At 69.9% G+C, this 21,690-nt stretch carries 15 protein-coding genes; 3 read left to right on the forward strand and 12 right to left on the reverse strand.

What is annotated here, in order from left to right:
* The first annotated feature begins 62 nt into the window (after positions 1-62).
* Entirely contained in the window at positions 63-1,301 is a 1,239-nt protein-coding gene (locus ACWBNA_RS12025; RefSeq protein ID WP_482704282.1) for a cytochrome P450 family protein, read from the forward strand.
* 6 nt (positions 1,302-1,307) lie between these two features.
* Here ACWBNA_RS12025 and ACWBNA_RS12030 read toward each other — a convergent pair whose 3' ends face one another.
* From ACWBNA_RS12030 to ACWBNA_RS12055, 6 genes are all read right to left on the reverse strand, one after another.
* Positions 1,308-2,276: a nucleoside triphosphate pyrophosphohydrolase gene (locus ACWBNA_RS12030; protein WP_482704283.1), complete on the reverse strand. Its 969-nt coding sequence runs from the start codon at positions 2,274-2,276 to the stop codon at positions 1,308-1,310.
* Positions 2,277-2,393: 117 nt separating this feature from the next.
* Positions 2,394-3,038 carry a SurA N-terminal domain-containing protein gene (locus ACWBNA_RS12035; protein ID WP_482704284.1) on the reverse strand — a complete coding sequence of 215 codons (645 nt, stop codon included), beginning with the start codon at positions 3,036-3,038 and terminating at the stop codon, positions 2,394-2,396.
* A 145-nt stretch (positions 3,039-3,183) separates the two neighbouring features.
* Entirely contained in the window at positions 3,184-4,011 is an 828-nt protein-coding gene (locus ACWBNA_RS12040) for a glycoside hydrolase domain-containing protein (RefSeq protein ID WP_482704285.1), read from the reverse strand.
* Between the two features lie 260 nt (positions 4,012-4,271).
* The gene (locus ACWBNA_RS12045; RefSeq protein WP_482704391.1) at positions 4,272-5,765 is read right to left on the reverse strand and encodes a protein kinase domain-containing protein; all 1,494 of its coding nucleotides are present in this window, start codon (positions 5,763-5,765) and stop codon (positions 4,272-4,274) included.
* Between the two features lie 38 nt (positions 5,766-5,803).
* A complete protein-coding gene (locus ACWBNA_RS12050; protein WP_482704286.1) occupies positions 5,804-6,463 on the reverse strand; it encodes a hypothetical protein in 660 nt (219 codons plus the stop codon).
* A 160-nt stretch (positions 6,464-6,623) separates the two neighbouring features.
* Positions 6,624-9,056 (reverse strand): N-6 DNA methylase, encoded by a 2,433-nt coding sequence (locus ACWBNA_RS12055; protein ID WP_482704287.1) that lies wholly within the window; start codon positions 9,054-9,056, stop codon positions 6,624-6,626.
* Positions 9,057-9,273: 217 nt separating this feature from the next.
* Between ACWBNA_RS12055 and ACWBNA_RS12060 the strand changes: the two genes are divergently transcribed.
* Entirely contained in the window at positions 9,274-9,969 is a 696-nt protein-coding gene (locus ACWBNA_RS12060) for an Rv1352/Rv1906c domain-containing protein (protein WP_482704288.1), read from the forward strand.
* Between the two features lie 295 nt (positions 9,970-10,264).
* Positions 10,265-11,059, forward strand: a complete 795-nt coding sequence (locus ACWBNA_RS12065) for a hypothetical protein (RefSeq protein WP_482704289.1) — start codon at positions 10,265-10,267, stop codon at positions 11,057-11,059.
* Between the two features lie 161 nt (positions 11,060-11,220).
* On the opposite strand, the gene yjfF is transcribed toward ACWBNA_RS12065, so the two are convergent.
* The 6 genes from yjfF to ACWBNA_RS12095 form a co-directional block, all read right to left on the reverse strand.
* Positions 11,221-12,261: a galactofuranose ABC transporter, permease protein YjfF gene (gene yjfF / locus ACWBNA_RS12070; protein ID WP_482704290.1), complete on the reverse strand. Its 1,041-nt coding sequence runs from the start codon at positions 12,259-12,261 to the stop codon at positions 11,221-11,223.
* Entirely contained in the window at positions 12,258-13,349 is a 1,092-nt protein-coding gene (locus tag ACWBNA_RS12075; protein WP_482704291.1) for an ABC transporter permease, read from the reverse strand. The genes yjfF and ACWBNA_RS12075 overlap by 4 nt, the downstream gene beginning before the upstream one ends.
* Positions 13,346-14,884, reverse strand: coding sequence for a sugar ABC transporter ATP-binding protein (locus ACWBNA_RS12080; RefSeq protein WP_482704292.1), 1,539 nt, complete (start codon positions 14,882-14,884; stop codon positions 13,346-13,348). Before ACWBNA_RS12080 ends, ACWBNA_RS12075 begins: the two co-directional genes overlap by 4 nt.
* A gap of 97 nt (positions 14,885-14,981) precedes the next feature.
* Positions 14,982-15,986: an ABC transporter substrate-binding protein gene (locus tag ACWBNA_RS12085; RefSeq protein WP_482704293.1), complete on the reverse strand. Its 1,005-nt coding sequence runs from the start codon at positions 15,984-15,986 to the stop codon at positions 14,982-14,984.
* 132 nt (positions 15,987-16,118) lie between these two features.
* Positions 16,119-17,162, reverse strand: a complete 1,044-nt coding sequence (locus ACWBNA_RS12090; protein WP_482704392.1) for a LacI family DNA-binding transcriptional regulator — start codon at positions 17,160-17,162, stop codon at positions 16,119-16,121.
* A 1,290-nt stretch (positions 17,163-18,452) separates the two neighbouring features.
* On the reverse strand, positions 18,453-21,479 hold the full coding sequence (locus tag ACWBNA_RS12095; RefSeq protein WP_482704294.1) for an MGH1-like glycoside hydrolase domain-containing protein: 3,027 nt from the start codon (positions 21,477-21,479) through the stop codon (positions 18,453-18,455).
* Positions 21,480-21,690: the final 211 nt, after the last annotated feature.

The raw sequence follows: 21,690 nt of genomic DNA on the forward strand, positions 1-21,690 counted from the left end.
CCCCGTCCTCCCGCGTCTCGGCGGCGGCGCGTCCACGCCCCGGCTCCCGATACGGTCATCAGGTGAACGTCCCGAACACCGCCCCCGAACTCTTCACCTGGGAGTTCGCCACCGATCCGTACCCTGCCTATGCCTGGCTGCGTGAGCACTCCCCCGTGCACTGGACACGGCTTCCCAGCGGAGTCGAGGCGTGGCTGGTGACCCGCTATGCGGATGCGCGCCAAGCTCTCGCGGACGGGCGCCTTTCGAAGAACCCCGCTCATCACGCCGAAGACGCCCACGGCAAGAGCCGGACCGGTATCCCCGGTGAGCGCAGCGCCAATCTCATGACACATCTGCTCAATATCGACCCGCCGGACCACACCCGGCTGCGCCGCCTCGTCTCCAAGGCGTTCACCCCACGCCGTGTGGCGGAATTCGCGCCCCGCGTGCAGCAGTTGACCGACGATCTCATCGATCAGTTCGCGCCGCGGGGGGAGGCCGACCTCATCCACGACTTCGCCTTTCCCCTCCCTATCTACGCGATCTGCGACCTGCTCGGCGTCCCCGGCGAGGATCAGGACGACTTCCGGGACTGGGCCGGGATGATGATCCGGCACGGAGGAGGTCCGCGCGGTGGCGTCGCCCGCTCCGTCAAGAAGATCCGCGGTTACCTCGCCGACCTGATCCACCGCAAGCGCAACGACCTCGGCGACGACCTGATCTCTGATCTCATCCGCGCCTCCGATCATGGAGAACACCTCACCGAGAACGAAGCCGCCGCGATGTGCTTCGTGCTTTTGTTCGCAGGTTTCGAGACCACCATCAACCTCATCGGCAATGGCACATACGCACTTCTGCGCAACCCCGGACAGCTGACTCGGTTCCAGGAGTCGATCGCGCGCGGTGAGACCGAACTGGTGGACACCGGTATCGATGAACTGCTCCGCTACGACGGCCCTGTGGAACTGGCCACCTGGCGTTACGCCGTCGAGCCCTTGAGCATCGGCGGGCAGCGCATCGCCACCGGTGACCCGGTGCTGGTCGTCCTCGCTGCCGCGGACCGTGACCCTGCACGGTTCGCCGAGCCGGACACGCTCGACCTGTCCCGCAGTGACAACCAGCACCTCGGATTCGGCCACGGCATCCACTACTGTCTGGGCGCGCCCCTGGCCCGCCTCGAAGGCCGTACCGCGCTCACGACACTCCTGCGCCGCCTGCCCGACCTCCGGCTCGCGGCCGACCCTGCCGACCTGCGCTGGCGGGGCGGGCTCATCATGCGTGGACTTCGGGACCTCCCCGTCCGGTTCACCTCCGCTTGATGGGCGTCAGCCCTCCGTCTCCCTGATCGCATCCCGATAGACCCGAGCCGCCGCCCGCAAGGCCGCCTCCGGATCCACCCCCTCCGCCTCCGCCCGTACCGCCAGGGCGAGCAGGTCGTAGCCGATGCCCTCGGACCGGGGCAGCGGCACGTCCAGGCCCGCCGTGCGCACTCTCGATGCCAGCTTCGCCGCCAGGGCGAGGCCGGGCTGGCCGAGGGGGACGCCGTCCGTCACCGACTCGCGCTGCTTCTCTATCGCCTTCGTGCGCAGCCAGTGCTCCTTGACCTCCTCGGGGGTCGTGGCGGTCTCGTCGCCGAAGACGTGCGGGTGGCGGTGGATGAGCTTGGTGACGATGCCGCCGGCGACGTCGTCGACGGAGAAGGGGGCGTCGGGGTCCTCCTCCGCGATACGGGCGTGGAAGACGACCTGGAGCAGGACGTCGCCCAGTTCCTCGCGCAGTTCGTCGCGGTCGCCCTCCTCGATGGCCTCGACGAGTTCGTACGCCTCCTCGATGCCGTACTTCGCCAGGCCCTTGTGGGTCTGCTGGGACGACCAGGGGCATTCGGTTCGGATGCGGTCCATGACCTGGACGAGGTCGAGGAGGCGGGCGCCCGGCAGGTCGTAGGAGGCGGGGAGCAGTTCCAGCTCGGGCATGTGGACGCGGCCGGAGCCCGCGAGGCGTGCCAGGCCGTCCGTCAGGGCCGGCTCGCCCTCGCCGGTGGCGACCACGACCACCGTCCGCCCTCCGGCGCACGCGTCGACCAGCTCCTCGGCGGTCGGCGACGTCTCGTCGACCGCTGTCCCGGCCTCGCGCAGATACGGCAGCTGCGGGTGCGCGCCGTCCGCGCACAGCACCCGGTCGGCGGCGTGCAGCGCCTGCCAGGCGGGCCAGGACAGCAGGCCGGGCGCGACGCGGTGGCTGGTGGTGAGGAGGACGATGCGGCCGGTGGCGGCTTCGGAGCTGGTTGCGTTCACGATTCGAAGCTAACGCACCTCGCCGACGAGGCGATCAGTTATCCACAGGGCAGGGGGGCGTAGTGCGATCGTATGAACGACCCGGTGGTGGGGTCATGCCGCCCGCCGCGTCCCCGCTCATGCCGTCTGCTGCGTTCCCGTCGCCGTGACCTCCCGCAGCCATGGCGTCTTCGTGTCGACGCGGCTGCTCTTGTCGACGTCCCAGGCGCCGTAGCGCGGGTTGAGGTCGACGTTCAGTTCCTTGGACGCCTTGGCCAGTGCGTTCCAGAAGGCGGGGTCGCCGGTGTTCGTGCCGAGCTGGGTGGCGAGCTTCTGGGCCTCCAGCTGGAGGCGGAGGTTCTCGTCGAGGCGCTCGGGGGCGATGCCGTACTGCTGCAGCCAGGCCGCTTCCAGGGCCTCGGCGCCGCCGGTCTGCTGTTCCAGGCCGCTGCGCATCTGCTGGATCTCCTTGCGGCTGACGGTCACGCCCTCGTCCTCGGCGGCGCGCTGCAGCACCCGCTCCAGGACCATGTTGTGCAGGGTGTCGCGGGTGAGCGTGCCGGTCTTGGCGATGGCCTGCTCGTACTGTGCGTCGTCCGGCACCGCCGCCCGCTGCGCCGCGCGCACCTCGCTCACCCGGGTTTCCAGCTGGGAGACGGTGATCCGCTGGCCGCCGACGACGGCCGCTGCGCCGGGATGCGCATCGTTTCCGCAGGCGGTGAGGAGAGGGGCCGCGGCGATCGCGGCGGAGAGGAGGAGCGCGGTGCGACGGCGGCGGTGCAAGGAAGCCTCCCGAGGAGTTTGTGCGGCGGTGCACAAGGTCTTGCGGTGATCGATGGTAGGCAGTGGGCAAGCTCTGGCCAACCCATTCGACCAACGATTCACCAGGACTTCGGGCACCGCCGCGGCTCCGGGGCCACGGCGACCGTCAGCCGGTGATGGCCACCGGCCCGTCCCAGGCGTCCCGGTCCACCGTGATCGTGTAGCCGCCTCGGCTCTCCTTGCTGTTGACCATGTACTGGTGACCGCGGCTGTGGTTCGTCCACTGGGTCGCGCCGAAGGGCCAGTCCGCGGTCGTGGTGTTCTGCTTGTCCCACAGCGCGTACCACATGTTGCCGGGGAGATCGGTCTTGTCGGTCGCCTTCGCGATCGCCTTCGCGCTGGAGCTGGTGAAGCCGTAGTAGCCGGTGCGGTACGTCTTGGCGCGCAGCGCCTTGTCGAAGGACCGGACGTAGGTGAGGACGGCGTCGTTGCACGCCTTGTTCGTGATGTCGTACGACTCCATGTCGAGGAAGACCGGGCTGCCCGCCTTCATGCCGAGCGCGGAAGCCTTGGCCACGGCGTCGGCGGCGTCGCTCGCGCCGAGGGAGGCGGCGGTGCTCGCGGTGATCTTCTCGGGGCTGGAGCCCGTCTGGCACGGCGGCTGGGCGCCGACATAGAGCGGGATGAGCTTCCAGCCGACGGTGCTGACGGACTTCACCCAGGAGGCGGTGAGGTTGGGTTGCGAGCAGCCCCGGTTCTTGCCGCCGATGTAGACCGCGGCGGCGCCGTAGAAGCCGGTGTGCCAGGCCTTCATCGCGGCGAGGGACGGTGCGGCGCAGGTGTCGAAGGCCCGGCCTGTGTAGGTGCGCTGCGCGGGCCAGGTCGTGGCGGCCATCGAGGTCTGCGCGGCGATGCCGGCTCCGGCGACGACGGCGGCTCCCGCGACGGCCCACGTGAGATATCTGCGCTTCTTGGACTGACGATGGCCGGACATGTGTGACCCCACCCCTGGTTGTACCGAACTGGTTGTACGAACTGGCTGTGCGAATGGGCTGTACCGACTGGCTGTGCGATGTGCGCCGAGCTGTGTGACGAGTTTCCTCGTGACGGGCGCGCGCAGAGGGCGCGCGCGGCGCGTGTGAAGCGGATCGCAACCTATCCCGCCCGCCTACGTGTTCGGAAAACGTCGCCCCCGGAGGCTCACAAGGATCTCTCAGGGCCTGGCAAAATCGCGCCGCCCGCCTGGCGGCACATCTAGCCGCGCACCTGCCCCAGCCACTCCAGGGTCCGGCGGATCTCCGCCGCGAAGGGGTGACCGGGGCCTCGCAGCCGTTCCGCGTCGTGCAGCAGCCGCACCAGCGTGTCGTGGGCGGCGGCGCGGTCGCCGAGGGCGAGGAGGAGGTGGCCGATGCGGCGGCGGACGTCGTGGGCGAGCTCGGGGTCGCCTGCCACGTACTGGTTCTCGTAGTACGGCAGCAGCGCTCGGTACTCCGCGAGCGCCGCCGCCGGTTCGCCGAGCTGCTCCAGGCACTGGGCGGCCTCGTAGCGGAAGCGGAGCGACTGCGGGTCGGACTGGCCGGCCTCGGCGGCGCGTTCTTCGGCGAGGCGGCGCAGTTCGGGCAGGGCGCGCCGGTACTGGCCGTCGTCCATGAGGGTGGCCGCGTACTGCTTGCGCAGGGTGCGCACGACCGGGGAGTGCTCGCCGTGCTGTTCGGCCGCGGCGGGCAGGATCGCGCCGAGGATGTCGACGGCCTGCGTGATGCGGCCCTCGCCGAGGAGGCGCTTGACCTCGTCGACGGCCCGGGCGACGTCCGGCTTCTCGGCGGCGGGTGCCACGGGTGTGGCGGGGGCGGGCTGCGGGGCGGGCGTGCGCGCGCGGTCCGGCCAGGGGGCGTGCGGGCGCAGGAAGGGGCGTGTGGGGTCGAGGGGCGCCCCGGTGGGCATCCCGCGCGCGGGCAGGAGCAGTGCCAGCTCCTCGTACACGTCCTGCGCGGAGGCCGGGCGGTGCTGCGGGTCCTTGGCGAGCAGGCGCAGGACGAGCGCTTCGAGGGGCTCGGGCACTTCGGGGCGGATGCGGCGCACGGGCAGCGGCGGCTCGTACAGGTGCCGGTGCAGCACGCCGAGCGCCGTCGAGCCCGCGAACGGGACGTCTCCGCTGAGCAGTTCGTGCAGGAGCACGCCGAGTGCGTACAGGTCGGTGTACGGGCCGACGGCGCCGCCCATCGCCTGCTCGGGGGCCATGTAGGCGGGCGAGCCGATGGGAGAGCCGGTGTGGGTGAGACGGGTGGTGTCGGTGTCCATGACGGACGCGACGCCGAGGTCGAGGACGGTGACCGTGCCGTCCTGCTTCACCATCACGTTGCGCGGCTTCAGGTCGCGGTGGACGATCGGCACGGCGTGCACGGCGCTCAGTACGGCGCACAGCTGCGCGGCGACCGCGACCGCCCACTGCCACGGGTACGGGTCGTGCTCGGCGAGGTGGTCGGAGAGGTCGGCGCCGTCGACGTACTGCATGACGAGGAACAGCTCCTCGCCCTCGCTGCCCGCGTCGTGGACCGTGACGAGCCCGGGGTGGTCGACCTGCGCGGTCACCCGGCACTCGCGCACGAAGCGGCGCCGCAGCTCGTCCGCCTCCTGGCCGGCCACCTTGTCGGGGCGCAGCAGCTTCACCGCCACGCGCCGGTCGAGCCGCTGGTCGTAGGCCGTCCAGACCTGGCCCATGCCGCCCTGCCCGATGAGGGTGGACAGTTCATAGCGGCCGCCGACGACACGTCCCGTCGCCACGCTCACCTTCCGCCCTCGTGGTTGCCGTCGTGGTGACCGTCCTGGCGGCGCAGGTAGTCACTGAGCTCGTCGAGCTCGGCGCGCACCTGGTCGATGCGGGCGGGCGCGGGGCGCTGGGGCGGCGGGGTGGTCGGCAGGGGCGGCTGCGGCAGTGGGGTCTGCAGGGGGTTTGGCGTGTGCGGCCGCTGCTGAGGCTGTGGCGTCTGCGGCACGGTCGTCGCGGTGTACGGCGACGGCCCCGGCGTCGCGGGCTGCGGGTAGCCGTACGTCTGTGCCGGGGCCGGGGCCGGCGTGGCCCGCGGTGGGTAGGCGCCGTAGCGGAGCTGGTGGAAGTGGCGTACGTCCGCCGCGAGGTAGTACGCGGTCGCGGCCACGAGCGTGCCCAGGAGCAGGAGCATCCCGGTCCAGCCGCCCACGGTGTGCACCTCGTCGCCGGACTCGGTGCCGAGCAGCACGAGCGCGAGGACGTCGGCCACGCCCGCGGCCACGAACAGGCCCCAGTCGATCCCCTTGCGCGTGACGATCGCCAGGCGCAGCAGCATCGTCCAGGCCAGGATGCCGATGCTGAGGATCGAGATCGCCACGAACAGCACGCGCAGGAAGACCAGCCACCCCGTCGGGGGTGGCTGCTTCACCGGCTGCGTGTAGCCGTGGCCATGCATGACAGCTCCTGATGTCTGAGGCGGGCGCACAAGGGCGGGCGCACGAGGGCGGCCGACGTCGGGCAACGCCGGTCGCACGATTGTCGCTTCGAGCGTATAGGCCGACACGGACAAGCGGTCCTGGGTTGTACCGAACCGTTGTCATGCTGATCACTCCGCCTCAGCCGGGCGCGACCGTCCCGTCCGTCAGGCCGTCGTACATCCCGCGTACCAACTGCTCCCCGAGCCGGCCCGCACGCCGGATCGCCCCCTCGAAGTCGTCGAGGGCGCGGAAGCGCGTGCCGTAGCGCCGCTGCTCGTCGAGCGGCAGCCGGGGCAGCTGGAGGCGGCGTACGTCGAGGCGCGTGGCGGTGGACGCGTAGCTGCTGGCCTGGCGGTTGTTGGCGGTACCGCGCAGGAAGCCGGCCAGGAACCACGGGTCGAGCGCCGTGGGATCGGGACGCAGGAGCACGAGGTTGCGCCCCAGGGCGGCGCCCGCCGTGGCGTCGTCGATCACGCGCGTCACCGAGCCGCCGCCGAGCACCGGCACCACGACGTCGCCCGCCGCCACGAGGACGGCCTCCTCATCGCTCTCGGGAAGCGTCCCCGACGGGGCGGTTCCGGCGAGGACGTCATGGTCGGTGAGAACGCGCACGCGCGCGTGGCCACCGTTTCCGCCCGTACGCATCACCAGCGCGCCCCCGCGCGCGAGTTCGCCGACGGTGGTGAGCGGCCAGCGCGCGGGCTGCGCGGTGGTCGCGGGGGGCGGGGTGAGGTCGGCGGTCAGGCGCAGGGTCTCCCCCAGGCGCTCGCGCACCACGGTGAGCGCCTCGGCGCCGTCGGCCGCCGCCGCGGGCGGCAGGTGGCGGGCCGGGGCGAAGTCCACGTCGTCGTCGAGGAGCTCGATGACGGGCAGAGACCGGGCCAGACCGGGCCGTTCATCGAGACGGCCCGCCTTGTCGAAGGCGCGCCAGGCGTCGAGCAGGGCATCGCGCACCTCCCGCCAGTCCGGCCCGCCGCGCCCCTCGGTGGCGAACTGCCCCGCGTCGGCGAGCAACACCTCGGGCTGCGCCGGCGCCTTCTCGGGCCGGCGCAACACCCACAGGTGGAGCGGGATGTTGTACGGCGGTGCCGAACCGACCGGCAACGCGAGGACGGCACGCAGCGCCCCGCGGCGCAGCAGGTCGGCGCGGATACGGCGGCCGGAACGACGGGAGGCCGCGGCGGGCGGCATGAGGAGGACGGCGGTGCCGCCGTCCTTGAGGCGGGCCAGCGCGTGCTGCACCCAGGCCAGCTCGGACTCGTTGCGCGCCGGGAAGCCGTACTCCCAGCGCGGGTCGTAGGCGAGCTCGTCGTGACCCCAGTTGCGCTCGTTGAACGGCGGGTGGCACAGGACGGCGTCGGCCTGCAGTCCCGGGTGGGCGTCGGCGCGCAGTGTGTCTCCGGCGGCCGCGCGCACGGTCACCCGGGCGTGCAGCGCGAGCCGGAGCGCGGTCAGCGCGGCGAGGTCGGGGGCACTGTCCTGGGCGTACAGCTCCTGGTCGGGGCGCGGGGTGACGGCGCGCAGCAGGGCGCCGGTGCCGCAGGCCGGATCGAGGACGGTACGCGCGGGGCCGGCCAGGTCGGCCATGAGACCGGCGAGTTCGCCGGGGGTGAGCGTGTACTGGCGCGGGTTGGCGTCCAGGTGCCGGCCGAGCAGGAACTCGAACGTCTGGCGGGCGCCCAACTCGGCGGCGAGTTCGGCGGCGCCGCGGAGGAGGGGGGCGGAGGGGAGGAGGGCCGGGCCGCTGGGGGCGTGAATGGCGGGGGCGGTGTATACGGTCCCGGTGGTGTTCACACCTCCGCCGGGGTTCACACCTCCGCCGGAGCTCACGCCTCCTCCGCGGTTGACGCCTCCGGCGGGGTTCACGCTTCCGCCTGGGTTCACGCCGTCGGCGAGGCTCATGCCGCCGCCGGTGTTCACGGATCCGGCCGTGTTGACGCCCCCTCCGGTGTTCACGGCACCCGGCGGGTTCACAGCGCCGGAGCTGTGAACCGGTGTCGCGGTGTGCACGCCCCCTGGCGCCGGTGCGGCGTAAGCGGCCCCCGGGGTGTTCACAGCGCCTGGGCTGTGAACGGACTGCGGCGAGTTCACACCCGGCGGCGTGTGAACAGCCCTGCCGCCGGCATCCGCACCACCGCCGCCACTTCCGCCGCCACTGCCGCGCCCACCCCGAAGTGCGCCGAAGCGCGGCACGAGCACCTGCTCCAGCGCGCCCGGCAGCATCGCGGCCAGCCGTTCGTCGGAGCCGGCGCTCACCTCCAGCCAGACCGTGGGGCGGTCGTGGATCAGGAGCAGGAGGCAGCCGGCGTGGGTGAGTGCGGTGACCGGGCCCTCGGGGTGGCCGGCGAGCTGTTGCCAGACGCGTTCCCGCAGCGGGACTTCGGCGAGTTTTCCCTGGTGGCGCAGCCAGGCCTCGACCTCGGCAAGCGCGAAGGACGGGCTGGTCTCGGTGCCGCCGACCGGCTTGGGGAAGTCGGCGTGCCGGCGCCGCCAGTTGCTGACGGCGGCACGGCCGACGCCGGCGAGCCGTGCGATTCCGGCGGCGGTCACCTCTGTCGCATTGTCCTGCACCGCCGGCTCCCCTCGTCGTCCCGCGTCGTCTTCGTACCCGCGGTCCCGTGTGTGGCGTCGAGCATACCGACGTACTCAAGATCTACCCATTCACGGCCGTGTACACATGCCATCTCGTGAATCGTGTTGACTCGGTTCACAGGCTCTGTTCTTATTGACCCAGCGAACGAGCGGCAGCCGAACGGCGGCAGTCGCCGCGTTGGAGGGGGACAGAGTCATGGGCATGAAGGGCAAAGTCGCGCTGGGCGCCGTCGTCGGAGTCGTCGTGATCGGCGCCGTCTCGGCGAACGCCGGGGACGGCGGAAGCGACAGCGGCGCCACCAAGAGCGGCAAGGGCTCTTCGGCCTCCGCGCAGAGCAAGCCCGGCGGGAACAAGAACAAGAACGCGGGGACGACGGAGGTCGCGGAGAAGAAGGTCGCGTTCTCGGGGGACGGCGACTTCGAGGTCGGCGCGGACGTCAAGCCCGGCACCTACCGCACCACCGGCAACAGCGACGGCCTGTGCTACTGGGAGCGCGCCAAGGACGCCTCGGGCGAGATGGACTCGCTGCTGGCCAACGACAACGTCACCGGAACCAGCTACGTGACCGTCAAGGCCACCGACAAGCTCTTCAAGTCGAGCGACTGCAACGACTGGGAGGCCGTCGACCTGAAGGCGAAGGGCTCCCCCGCCTCCAAAATGGCCGGCGACGGCGGCATGTTCAGAGTCGGCGCCGACATCGCGCCCGGCACCTACAAGTCCACCGGCAACGCCGACGACTCCTGCTACTGGGAGCGCGACAAGGACGCCGAGCACTCCATGGACTCGATCGTCGCCAACAACAACGTGAACGGCACGGCCGTCGTGACGATCAGCTCCTCGGACGTCTACTTCAAGACGGCCGGCTGCAAGGACTGGAAGAAGACCTCCTAGACCGCCCGGACCGCCCGGACCGCTGGCTCCGGGCCCCCGCCTCGCGGCCACGGCACGTCCCACGGCTGCGGCGGCGCGCGGCATCCGTTGCCGCACGGGGCGCGGCGCATCCGCCCGCCGCGCATACGACCTGCGGGCGACCGCTCCAAGCGCCACCGCACGAAGCGCGCCGTTCGACGCCCCGCCTCGCCCCTCCCCGTCTCAGCTCAGCTCGCCGCACGCGCACCCGCACCCGCACCCGCACCCGCACGCGCACCGCACCCGCACCCGCACCTCATCCTCACTAGGAATTCCCATGCGTCGTACCGCACTTGCCGCCCTCTGCCTCGCCGCCACGGCCACCACCGCACTCACCGGCTGCCTGCCCGGCGAGAACAAGGCCGACAGCAGCTCGAAGGCCCCGGCTCGGTCGAGCTCCTCGAACACGCCGAGCACGCCGAAGGACCCCTTCGCCAAACTGAGCGGCGGTGAGATCGCCGAACGGGCGATGAAGGCGACCACGGGTGCCTCGTCGCTGCGCATGAAGGGCGACATCCCTGACGACGAGAGCGGCGGCACCATACGGATCGACATGGCCCTGAACAAGAAGGGCGAGTGCGCCGGCACGATGAGCGTCGGCGGCCAGGGCCAGGCCGAGTTGATCAAGACCGGGGACACCGTCTACATGAAGTACGACGAGGCGTTCCTGCGCGCCCAGAGCGAGGGCGAGTCGAAGGCGGACACCGACGCGGCCGTGGAGATGCTGGCCGGGAAGTGGACCAAGATGTCCGCGAAGGGCCAGGACGCCAAGGACATCGCGGCCTTCTGCGATCTGGACACGGTGCTCGGCGACGCCGGGGACGGCCGCTCGGACGCGACCCGCGGCAAGAACACCACCGTCGACGGCACGCCCGCGATCGTCCTGCACGAGAAGGACGGCAAGGACCGTTACACGCTCTACGTCGCCACCAAGGGCGAGCCGTATGTGCTGAGGGTCGACAGCGCCTCCGCCAAGGACTCGGGCACCCTCACCTTCGGCGAGTACGACGAGCCGGTCTCGGCGCAGCGGCCCGCCGGCGACATCCTGGACCTGGACGCGCTGGGCGGCTGATCCGGCCGTGCGCTGTCGCCGCCGGCCCCGGCGCACCACATGCACCACATGCACCACATGCACACACCGCTGCCCCGCCTCCGCGTGTGCGGAGGCGGGGCAGCGGTGTACGGGGACCCAACGGGCCGGGGTGCGCGGGTGGCCGGATGCGCCCGGAACGGTCAGGTTTTCTTACGGGCCGTCATGGCGCGCTGGATCAGGATGAACGCGCACAGCAGCACACCCGTGGCGATCTTCGTCCACCAGGAGCTGAGCGTGCCCTCGAACTGGATGATGCTCTTGATCAGGCCCAGCACCAGTACGCCGAACAGGGTGCCCAGCACATAGCCGGAGCCGCCCGTCAGCAGTGTGCCGCCGATGACGACCGCGGCGATCGCGTCCAGCTCCATGCCGGTGGCGTGCAGCGGGTCACCGGACTGGATGTACAGGGTGAACAGCAGACCGGCCAGGGCCGAGCAGAAGCCGCTCACGGTGTACACGGCGATCTTCGTGCCGCCCTGCGGAAGGCCCATCAGCAGGGCCGACTGCTCGTTGCCGCCGATGGCGTACACCCGGCGTCCGAAGCGCGTGTAGTGCAGCACGTAGAACGCCACGCCGAGGACGACCAGGGCGACGATCGCGCCGATCGACAGGAAGGCCCCGCCCAGTGACACCTGTGCCTGGGCCATGCTGCTCACGGAGGGGTCGCCGATGGAGATCGACTCCTTGCTGATGACCAGGCACAGGCCCCGGAAGAGGAAGAGTCCGGCGAGGGTCACGATGAAGGGCTGGATCTCGAAGTTGTGGATCACGTAGCCCATGACGAAGCCGCCGAGCGCGCCCACGGCCAGGGCCATGGGTATCACCAGCAGGATCGGCAGGCCCTGACGCTCCACCAGCCACGCCGTGAACATGGTGGTGAAGCCGATCACCGAGCCCACGGACAGGTCGATTCCGCCGGACAGGATGACGAACGTGGCGCCCACGGCGGCGACCAGCAGGTAGCCGTTGTCGATGAACAGGTTCAGGAAGACCTGCGGTTCGCCGAAGCCGTAGTTCGCGTAGCGGCTCAGCCCGCCGATGTACATCGCGAGGAAGAGCGCGGCCGTCACCAGGACGGGCAGCCGCCGGTCGCCGAGCAGCCGCGCGGCCTTGGACGACGTACGGCTTTCCGGCCCCGTACGGCCTTCCGGCGCCGTTGGGGTCTTGGTGGTCGCGCTCATCGCGACACCTCCATGGTGGGAGCGGCCTCGGCCGTCGCGGTGGTGTCCGTGGGAGCCGCGGACCGGCGCCCCTTGAGGCCCTTCGCGCCGAAGACCTTGGCGCGGAACTTCGGGGACTGCAGCAGGCAGACGACGATGACGACGACGGCCTTGAAGACGAGGTTGGTCTGGGTGGGCACGCCGATGGTGTAGATCGTGGTGGTCAGGGTCTGGATGACGAGGGCGCCGATCACCGTGCCGCCGATGGAGAACCGGCCGCCCAGCAGGGAGGTGCCGCCGATCACCACGGCGAGGATGGCGTCCAGCTCGATCCACAGGCCGGCGTTGTTGCCGTCCGCGGCCGAGGTGTTGGAGCTGATCATCAGGCCCGCGATGCCCGCGCACAGCGCGCAGAACACGTACACCATGATCTTGATGCGCAGGGACCTGATGCCCACCAGGCGGCTGGCCTCGGCGTTGCCGCCGACCGACTCGACCAGCAGGCCGAGGGCCGTGCGGCGGGTCAGCGCCACGGTGATGGCGACGACCGCGGCGACCACGAAGATGGAGAAGGGCAGGGTCAGCCAGTAGCCGCCGCCGATCAGCTTGTACGGCTCGCTGTTGATCGTGATGATCTGACCGTCGGTGATCAGCTGGGCGACACCGCGCCCGGCGACCATGATGATCAGCGTGGCGATGATCGGCTGGATGCCCATCCGGGCGACCAGGAAGCCGTTCCAGAGGCCGCAGACGACCGCGGCCACCAGGCCCAGGCCCATCGCGAGGAGCACTCCGGACAGAGCGCTCTGGTCGGCCTGGTCGCTGATGTACGAACAGGTCAGGGCCCCGGTGATCGCGACCACGGCGCCGACCGAGAGGTCGATGCCGCCGGTGGCGATGACCAGGGTCATGCCGACCGCCACCAGGATGAGGGGCGATCCGAACAGGACGATCGAGACGAGGCTGCCGTAGAGGTGGCCGTCCGTCATCTTGATCGCGAAGAAGTCGGGGGTGAAGGGAACGTTGATGAGCAGCAGGACGACCAGCACGGCGACCGGCCAGAACAGGTGATGCTGCGTCAGCGCTCGCCATCGGGGTGTGGTGGTCACTGGTGCTCTCCGCTCGCGATGGTCTCCAGGATCCGGGTGGGGGTGATCTCGGGCCCGTTGGCGATCTGTGCGACCAGCTTGCGGTCACGCAGCACGCCGATGGTGTGGCTGAGCCGGAGCACCTCCTCCAGCTCGGCCGCGATGTACAGCACGGACATGCCTTCCTCGGAGAGCGAGACCACGAGTTTCTGGATCTCCGCCTTCGCGCCGACGTCGATGCCGCGCGTCGGCTCGTCCAGGATCAGCAGCTTCGGCTGGGTGATGAGCCAGCGGGCGAGCAGCACCTTCTGCTGGTTGCCGCCGCTGAGCTGGCCGACGCGGGCCTCGGGGTTGGCGGGCCGGATGTCCAGTGCCTTGATGTACTTGGCGACGAGTTCGTCGCGCTGGGCGGCCGGGATGGGCCGGGTCCAGCCGCGCGAGGCCTGCAGGGCGAGGATGATGTTCTCCCGCACCGTCAGGTCGGGCACCAGGCCCTCTGCCTTGCGGTTCTCCGAACAGAACGCGACGCCGGCGCCGATCGCGTCGTTCGGGGCGCTCATCGAGACCTGCTTGCCGCCGATGGTGACCTTGCCGCTGTCCGGCTGGTCGGCGCCGAAGAGCAGCCGGGCGAGTTCGGTGCGCCCGGAGCCGAGCAGGCCGGCCAGTCCGACGACCTCGCCCTTCTTGATCTCCAGGTCGAAGGGGGCGATGGCACCGGTCCTGCCGAGGCCGTCGGCGTGGACCAGCGGTTCGCCGACTTCGGCGCGCAGCTGGTGGTCGTGGAGCTCCTCCAGCTGGTCCAGGGCCTTGCCGATCATCAGCTGGACGAGCCCGACCTGGTCGAGGTCGCCGACCATGTGCTCGCCGACGAGGGTGCCGTTGCGCAGGACGGTCATCCGGTCGCAGATCTCGTAGATCTGGTCCAGGAAGTGCGAGACGAACAGGATCGCGACGCCTTCGTCCCTGAGCTGCCGCATCAGGCGGAACAGTTCGAGGACCTCGTCGCGGTCGAGGCTGGACGTCGGCTCGTCCAGGACCAGCACCTTGGTGCCGGCTCCCGCGCCGTCGCTGTCGCCGGTGCCCACCGACCGTACGATCGCGACCAGTTGCTGTACGGCCAGCGGGTACGAGGACAGGGGGGCGGTCACGTCGATGTCGAGGCCGAGCCGGTCGACCAGCTCCGCCGCGTCCTTGCGCATCTTCTTCCACAGGATGCGGCCGGCGCGGGTGGGTTCACGTCCGATGAAGATGTTCTCCGCCACCGACAGGTTGGGGCAGAGGTTCACCTCCTGGTAGACCGTGCTGATGCCGGCCTGCTGCGCCTGCAGCGGGCTGTCGATCCGCACGGACTGCCCGTCGAGGGTGATCGTGCCGTCGTCCAGCGAGTAGACGCCGGTCAGCACCTTGATGAGGGTGGACTTCCCGGCCCCGTTCTCGCCCATCAGGGCGTGGATCTCACCGGGGAAGAGCCGGAAGTCGACATCCGACAGAGCCCGTACCCCCGGAAACTCTTTGACTATGCCCGTCATCTCCAGGACGGGCAGCGGCTCTGCCATGGCAGCGCTCCTCATGGATTTCGTTCAGGCCCGCAGGGAGCCCCCTGGACCGAGGGGTTCGGTCGGCGGAGGGCTCCCTGCCGGTGGGTGCGGTCGGTCAGTACTTGCGAGTGGGGAGCGCGGCCTTGGCCTGGTCCTGCATGAAGTCGCTCTCCTTGGTCTTGATCCAGCGCTCGACCTTCTCGCCGTTCTTGACCTTCTGGACGACCTCCATCAGCTGGGGGCCGAGCAGCGGGTTGCACTCGACGATGGCGTTGATCTTGCCCTCGGACATGGCCACGAAGCCGTCCTTCACGCCGTCGATCGTGACGATCAGGATGTCCTTGCCAGGCTTCTTGCCGGCCGCCTCGATGGCCTGGATGGCACCGATGCCCATGTCGTCGTTGTGCGCGAAGAGCACGTTGATGTCCGGGTTGGACTGCAGGAAGGCCGCCATGACCTGCTTGCCGCCGGCGCGGGTGAAGTCACCGGTCTGGCTGACGACGATCTTCCAGTCGTCGGCGTGGTCGGCGTCCATGACCTCCTTGAAGCCCTTGGCACGCTCGATCGCGGGGGCGGCACCGGTGGTGCCCTCCAGCTGTGCGATCTTGACGGCGCCCTTGTGGCCGGCCTTCTCGAGAACCTTCTCCAGGATCTTGGCCGCGCGCCGGCCCTCGTCGGTGAAGTCCGAGCCGACGAGCGTGACGTACAGGGACTCGTCGGAGGTCTCGACGGAGCGGTCGGTGAGGACCACGGGGATCTTCTTGGCCTTGGCTTCCTTCAGCACCGCGTCCCAGCCGGTGACGACCACCGGCGAGAAGGCTATGACGTCCACGCCCTGGGTGATGTAGCTGCGGATCGCGGAGATCTGGTTCTCCTGCTTCTGCTGCGCGTCGGAGAACTTGAGGTTGTAGCCCGCCTCCTTGGCCGCCGACTTCACCGAGTCGGTGTTGGCGCTGCGCCAGCCGCTCTCCGAGCCGACCTGGGAGAAGCCCAGGGTGATCGTCTTGCTGCCACCGGCGGAGGTGGAGCCGGAGGAGTCGTCCTCCTTGGCGCACGCGGCGAGGCCGCCCGCAGCCGCCACGCCGACCGCCGCAGTGAGGAAGTTCCGTCTGTTGAGCATGTGCTTCTCCTTTGAAGTGCTGGTCCGGACGGACCGCTCGTACTCGATGGGACCGGCCACACTGCGTCCAGCCTGTCGATCATCGTTCGGAATATCGACCGCACCAAGAGGTGGTAGACGGTCGGTACCGGGTCAGAGGGGAGCACCCTCCGGTTCAGGGGTGATGCTCCGGGTGGTGTGTTGAGGGCTGTGAGGGAAGGTGCTGGCGCGGACGACGAGTTGGGGTTCGATGGCGATCCGGGGCGCCCCGGGGTGTGCCCGGCCCTCGATGAGGTCCAGCAGCAGGGCGATGCTGTGCTTGCCCACGGCCGAGAAGTCCTGCCGGACCGTGGTGAGCGGAGGGGCGAAGAACTCCGACTCCGGGATGTCGTCGAAGCCGACCACGGCGACGTCCTCGGGAGTGCGCACACCCGCTTCCCGCAGGGCCCGCAACACTCCCAGCGCCATCTGGTCGTTGGCGACGAAGACGGCGGTCAGCCCTCGTCCCACCCAGCCGGCCAGTTCTTGGCCGGCCCGGTATCCCGACAGCGGACTCCAGTCTCCGCGCAGCGTCACCGGCGGCTCGATACCGCCCGCTTCGAGGGTCGCCCGCCAGCCGGCCGCCCGGTCGGCGGCCTCCTGCCAGTCGTCGGGCCCGGCAAGGTGCCAGACCGTGCGGTGACCGGCCGCCAGGAGGTGCCTGGTGGCCAGCCGTGCGCCCAGGTGTTGGTCCACGGCGACGCAGGGGATGCCCACGCCGGTCCCGCTGCCCACGATCACCACCGGGAACGGATGCCGCAGTCCGGCCAGGGTCTCGACCGCCGATCGCTGGGGGGCGATGGCGACGACTCCCTCCACCCCGCCGTCGCCGAGGTGGTCCAGGGCTTCGGAGAGCGTGTCCACGGTCAGTTTGCGCACGCTGACCGTGGAGACGAGGTACCCCTGGGCCCGTGCCGCCTCCTCGAGCGCGAACAGGGTGCTGGCCGGCCCGTAGAGGGTGGTGTCGGAGGCGACCACACCCAGGGTGCGGGTGCGGCGGGTGGCCAGGGCTCGTGCGGAGGAGTTGCGCCGGTAACCCATCTCCTCGATCGCGTGCAGCACCCTGGCCCGTGTCTGGTCCCGGACGTTGGGGTGGTCCGCCAGCACCCGGGACACGGTCTGGTGGGACACGCCCGCCAGTCGTGCGACGTCGGCCATGGTGGGCGGCCGAAACTGCGGTTGAGCCACGACCGTACCTCCTTGGCGCTCGCTTGCCGATAAGTCCTGCCATGCGTTCGGGTCTTCTCGCGTCGACGGGTTCACGGCGGCCCCTGTGGCAGCCGTGCCGACCGACGGGCCGGCAACCGTCCGTGCGGTCCGTCCCTACCCGCCGAGGAGGCGAGCCGGAGCCTTGCGGTCATGTCGGTCACACCTCCACGGTTGGTCGCTTTGGCGACGGATGAACGTGGAGGTCATTGTGAGCGCTAACAATTCATGGCGGTCAAGAGGATTGCAGCGGGAAGTCGTCACGGTTAAATAACGTGCCGGTACGGCCGGGCTCGCAACGATCACCGGCGCCGGCGGAACCTGCCCTCCCCGGCAAACGCCCCGGCCAAAAGGGGTTGACGCGCCTGCGGAGCGACCTTATCTTCAGCAACGAAACTTCGAACCACGTCCGAAGTATCGAATGTGGGCGTTGTTCATGGGTACCACCGGAGGAACATCCGCGACGTTGTCGGGCCATCGGCCGCCTGCTCCACCACCGCTTGGGCCAGGCCGACGCCGGCCGGTGCGTCAACACGCACATCAGCGCGCACATCAGCACGCACATCAGCGACCTGGCGCAGCGTCAGGCCGACCGGAAACCACGAACCCGCCCGGGCCCTCCCCCTCGCCGTGCCCCAGCCGTCGACTGCCGCGCAGCCGCAGCGACGCGCGCACGGCCCCGTGTCACCGGGCGCGAGCGTGACCGCGCCCCGCGGCTCCGCACGCGGCGACTGGTTCCGCGCGGTTCCCTGACGCCGGCCGCATCCGCCGCCGGGCAAGGCCGAGCCGCCGCGCAGGCCCACCCGCGACATCACCTGAGGACCTACCCCGCGACGCCCGCACACGCGCGGTGGCGGCCTGCCCCGGCGCGCCCGGTCCCGGCTCCGCCGAACACACCACTCGTACCGGCGCGGCGCGTCAGGCGTTGGAGACCCTCGGCGGAGTCGAGGGCGTGCGGGCGCGCCCGCGTGCACGCGTGTCCGCGTGCACGCGTGTCCGTGTGCTGGAGGGCGTCGGCAGCCGCCCTGTGGGCCCGTGGCAGCCCGAGCCGGGCCTCGGGAATCCCGAGGCCCGGTTCAGCGTGCTGGTCCGCCACGGAGCCCAGCCAGGACCGGCTAGGAACCGTCCAGGACTGGCTAGGAACCGTCCAGAACCCGTCCAGGACCGGCCAGGAACCGTCCTGGACCGGCCAGGAACTGGCTAGGACCGTCCTGGACCGGCCAGGAACTGGCTAGGGACCCGCTACGAGTTGAACGGTGTCGTGCCGTCGTCCGTGACGAGCCGCCACAGATGGTCGGCGGTGCCGTTGTCGTCCCACTGCAGGGCCGCGGCGCCCGAGGACGTGGACATCCCGTCGACGCCCAGGACCATGCCGCTGTTCTTGTTGACCAGCTTGCAGTAACCGTCACCGGCGTCCACCACGGACCACAGGTGGTCGGCGGTGAGGGTGTCGCCCCACTGCAGCGCGGTGGCCCCGGTCGTCTTGGAGGCGTCCTTGATGCCGAGGACCTGGCCGCTGTTGGTGTTGAAGATCTTGTAGTAGCCGTTCTCCGCGGGAGCGACCGTCCATCGGTGGTTGGCCGTGGTGTTGGCCGTCTGCTGCTGGACAGCGCCGCCGGCGGCGATCGAGGAGCCGGCGATGCCGAGTTCCAGGCCGCTGTTCTTGTTGACGATCCTCACCGCCGGTGTCTCCGGGTACCAGGACTCCAGCTCGGTGACGCCGACGAACTTGCCCGCCTGCGGGGTGAAGACGACTCGGAACTGGGAGGTCGTGATCGTCGGGAAGGTCACCTCGTTCGCGTTGTTCGCCCTCGGGGTGGCCGGGCTCTTGACCTGGCTGGGGACGGACACCCACGCGCCGTCCTTCAGGTACTGGACGGTGTAGCTCGCCGGGACGCGGATGTTCGCGCCGTCGTCGTAGGTGTAGAACTTGACCTCGTTGATCTTGCGTGGCGCGCCGAAGTCGACTCCGAGGTGGTCGGTGGCGTTCGGGGAGCCGGAGTTGGTCCACCGGTTGTCGGGGATCTTGTCGTAGCGGATCCAGCCGTCGGTGGCCCGCAGCGGGGCGTCGAAGGTGGTGGGCTTGCAGGTCTGGCCGCTGTGGCAGTGCGGACCGTTGGAGACGGTGTTGGTGTAGGAGGCGAAGGCCTTCGGGTAGGGCTGCGTGACCGTGCGGCCGAGCCAGTCCTGCTCGGCGGTCAGCGGGTTGGCGGCCACGTTCATCAGTCGCGGGGGCTGCGCCGGGGTGACGGGGGCGGCCACGTTCACGGTGGTGTTGCCGGCCGTCGAGGACTGGTGGATGCGTACGCCGTCCTGGAAGACCTGCAGGCCGGTGCCCTTGCCGTAGTGCGTGCCGTCACGGTCCCAGCGGATCGAGAGGGTGTGCCCGTGGTAGGGCACGTTCTCCGCCGCGAAGTAGTCCCAGCCGGACGGGATCAGCGGCTTCAGCACCAGCGTGTTGCCCGCCTGGGGCTTGATGCCCAGCAGACCGGAGAGCACCAGGTCGTTGAAGCTGGAGTGGTTGTAGTGCTCGCTGAAGTTGAAGCCGTCGTAGATCCAGTCGCCGGTGTCACCGTTGGCGGCTTCGGCGACGTAGGGCTTGCCGTCCTTGTGCTGGAGGCCGGCGAACTGGGACAGCATGGTCTGGTAGTCCTGCTTGCTGACGTAGCTCTGCGCGGGGTAGTCCTGCAGCAGGTTCGCCATGCCGGTCAGGATCTGGCTTGTTTCGAACGGCCAGCTCGGGCCGTTCCAGTGGCAGCAGTTGGCGTCGTCGCGCTTCTGGGTGGCGGGGATCGCCTGGTAGTTGAAGTAGGGGTTCGCCGCGATCCGGTCGAGCTCGGCGAAGCCCGTTCCCTTCGTGAACTTCAGCGTGTTGGCGCCGGCCTTCATCGGGACCTGCACGGTGACGGACTTCGACTCCGAGAACTGGCCCCAGCTGCCGGTGGGGGCGTAGCTGACGGTGACCGGGTTGGCGGTGTCGCCGTTCACGACGACCTGGTGGGTCGAGGTGCTGGTCGTGCCGTTGGCGTAGTGGACCGTCACCGGGTACGTGCCGTCGCCGGGTGCGTCCACGGTGAAGGTGACCGCGCTGTCGGCGAAGTCGATCTGCCCGACGTACTTGCCGTTGGAGGCCGTCGACGCGTCGTGCGTGTTCGCATGGGTGACCGCGGCTTGCTCGGCCTCGAAGTCGTGCACCCGCTCCAGCGTCGTGGGCCCGAAAGGTGCCCCGAACCGCTTCGGGTCCGTCAGGTACTTCCACGCCGAGGAGTACTGCGCGTCGGGCAGGTTGAACGCCCAGGGGGCGAAGCCCATCGCCTCACGCCAGGTGGTCCTGGTCTGCTTCAGGGTGCCGTTGGTGGTGTTCGTGTTGTAGACCTGCATGAAGAACTGGCGCTGCGGGTCCCAGAGCGAGTTCTGCACCCCGGCCTTGAGCGAGGCGGCCTTGTCGCTGTACTCGGTCGCGGTCGCGCTGTCCCCGGTCATGGTGGCGATCTTGCTGATCGCCTGGGCGGCGCCGAACATGTACGCGTTGATCGTGGGCCGGTAGCCGGGTCCGCCGCTGAACCAGTTGCTGCTGTGCATCGACGTCTCGGTGTACTCCGTGGCGTCGGACAGCGGCGTCTGGTGGTACAGGTCGCTGGTGGAGGGTGTGCCGTTCACCGTGATGTCGTTGGTGGAGTTCGAGTCCCACCTCTTGTACAGCGCGATGAGCTGCGGGAGTTCGGCCTTGATCTCGGTGGCGTCACCGGTGACCAGGAAGCGCTGGTACGCGGCGCTCGTGATCCACTCGCTGAAGTTCCGCGCGCCCGAGTTGCCCGCCCCGCGCAGCCAGAAGTCCAGGTAGTCACCGGCGTAGTCACGGTTGTGCAGCCAGCGCCCGTCCAGGAGGTGGTAGCCGGTGGCGTCCGGGAGCGCGGTGTACGGGTTGCCGGCGTAACCGATCGGGACGTCGTACTCGGTCGAGACGTACCCGGTGCCCGGCACGGTGTAGCGGAGCGCGCGCTTGTAGGTGCTCCACCGGTAGTAGTAGACCTCGTCGATGGTGTTGTCGGGGGTGTCCAGGAACGGGATGTTGTCCTTGTACCACTGCGGCTCGTCGAGCTGGTTGGCAGCGAGGATCGCGTCCTTGTCGAGAGCGACCGCGTTGGGGTCGTCGGCCGCCTGAGCGGTACCCGCCCCTGGCCCTCCGGCCAGCAGGGCCACCGACAGGATCGAACTGGACAGGACAGCCGCCAGGGGTCTGCCCCGTCTGGGGGATCGGTCGTGCATAGGGGTGTCCTCCGTCGCACACGCCACTTCGACTCGTTCGACTTATCGAACGACGTTCGAAATTCTGCGCGAGGGTAGTGACATGCCCGAATTGAAGTCAATAGGAGGGACAGAACCGGGCCGGACAAAAGCGGGTGCACCCGCCCCTGCCCGGCATCGACCCTCGCAAGCCGACCGTGTCGAAACTCTTGACCGTTTCCTTAACAGGCAG

The sequence above is a fragment of the Streptomyces sp. Q2 genome (assembly GCF_056820935.1).

Coding starts and splice junctions, on each gene's coding strand:
- ACWBNA_RS12040 (WP_482704285.1), bottom strand. CDS start 4,011: ATGTCCGGCCATCGTCAGTCCAAGAAGCGCAGATATCTCACGTGGGCC.
- ACWBNA_RS12050 (WP_482704286.1), bottom strand. CDS start 6,463: ATGCATGGCCACGGCTACACGCAGCCGGTGAAGCAGCCACCCCCGACG.
- ACWBNA_RS12060 (WP_482704288.1), top strand. CDS start 9,274: ATGGGCATGAAGGGCAAAGTCGCGCTGGGCGCCGTCGTCGGAGTCGTC.
- ACWBNA_RS12065 (WP_482704289.1), top strand. CDS start 10,265: ATGCGTCGTACCGCACTTGCCGCCCTCTGCCTCGCCGCCACGGCCACC.
- yjfF (WP_482704290.1), bottom strand. CDS start 12,261: ATGAGCGCGACCACCAAGACCCCAACGGCGCCGGAAGGCCGTACGGGG.
- ACWBNA_RS12080 (WP_482704292.1), bottom strand. CDS start 14,884: ATGGCAGAGCCGCTGCCCGTCCTGGAGATGACGGGCATAGTCAAAGAG.
- ACWBNA_RS12085 (WP_482704293.1), bottom strand. CDS start 15,986: ATGCTCAACAGACGGAACTTCCTCACTGCGGCGGTCGGCGTGGCGGCT.
- ACWBNA_RS12090 (WP_482704392.1), bottom strand. CDS start 17,162: ATGGCCGACGTCGCACGACTGGCGGGCGTGTCCCACCAGACCGTGTCC.
- ACWBNA_RS12095 (WP_482704294.1), bottom strand. CDS start 21,479: ATGCACGACCGATCCCCCAGACGGGGCAGACCCCTGGCGGCTGTCCTG.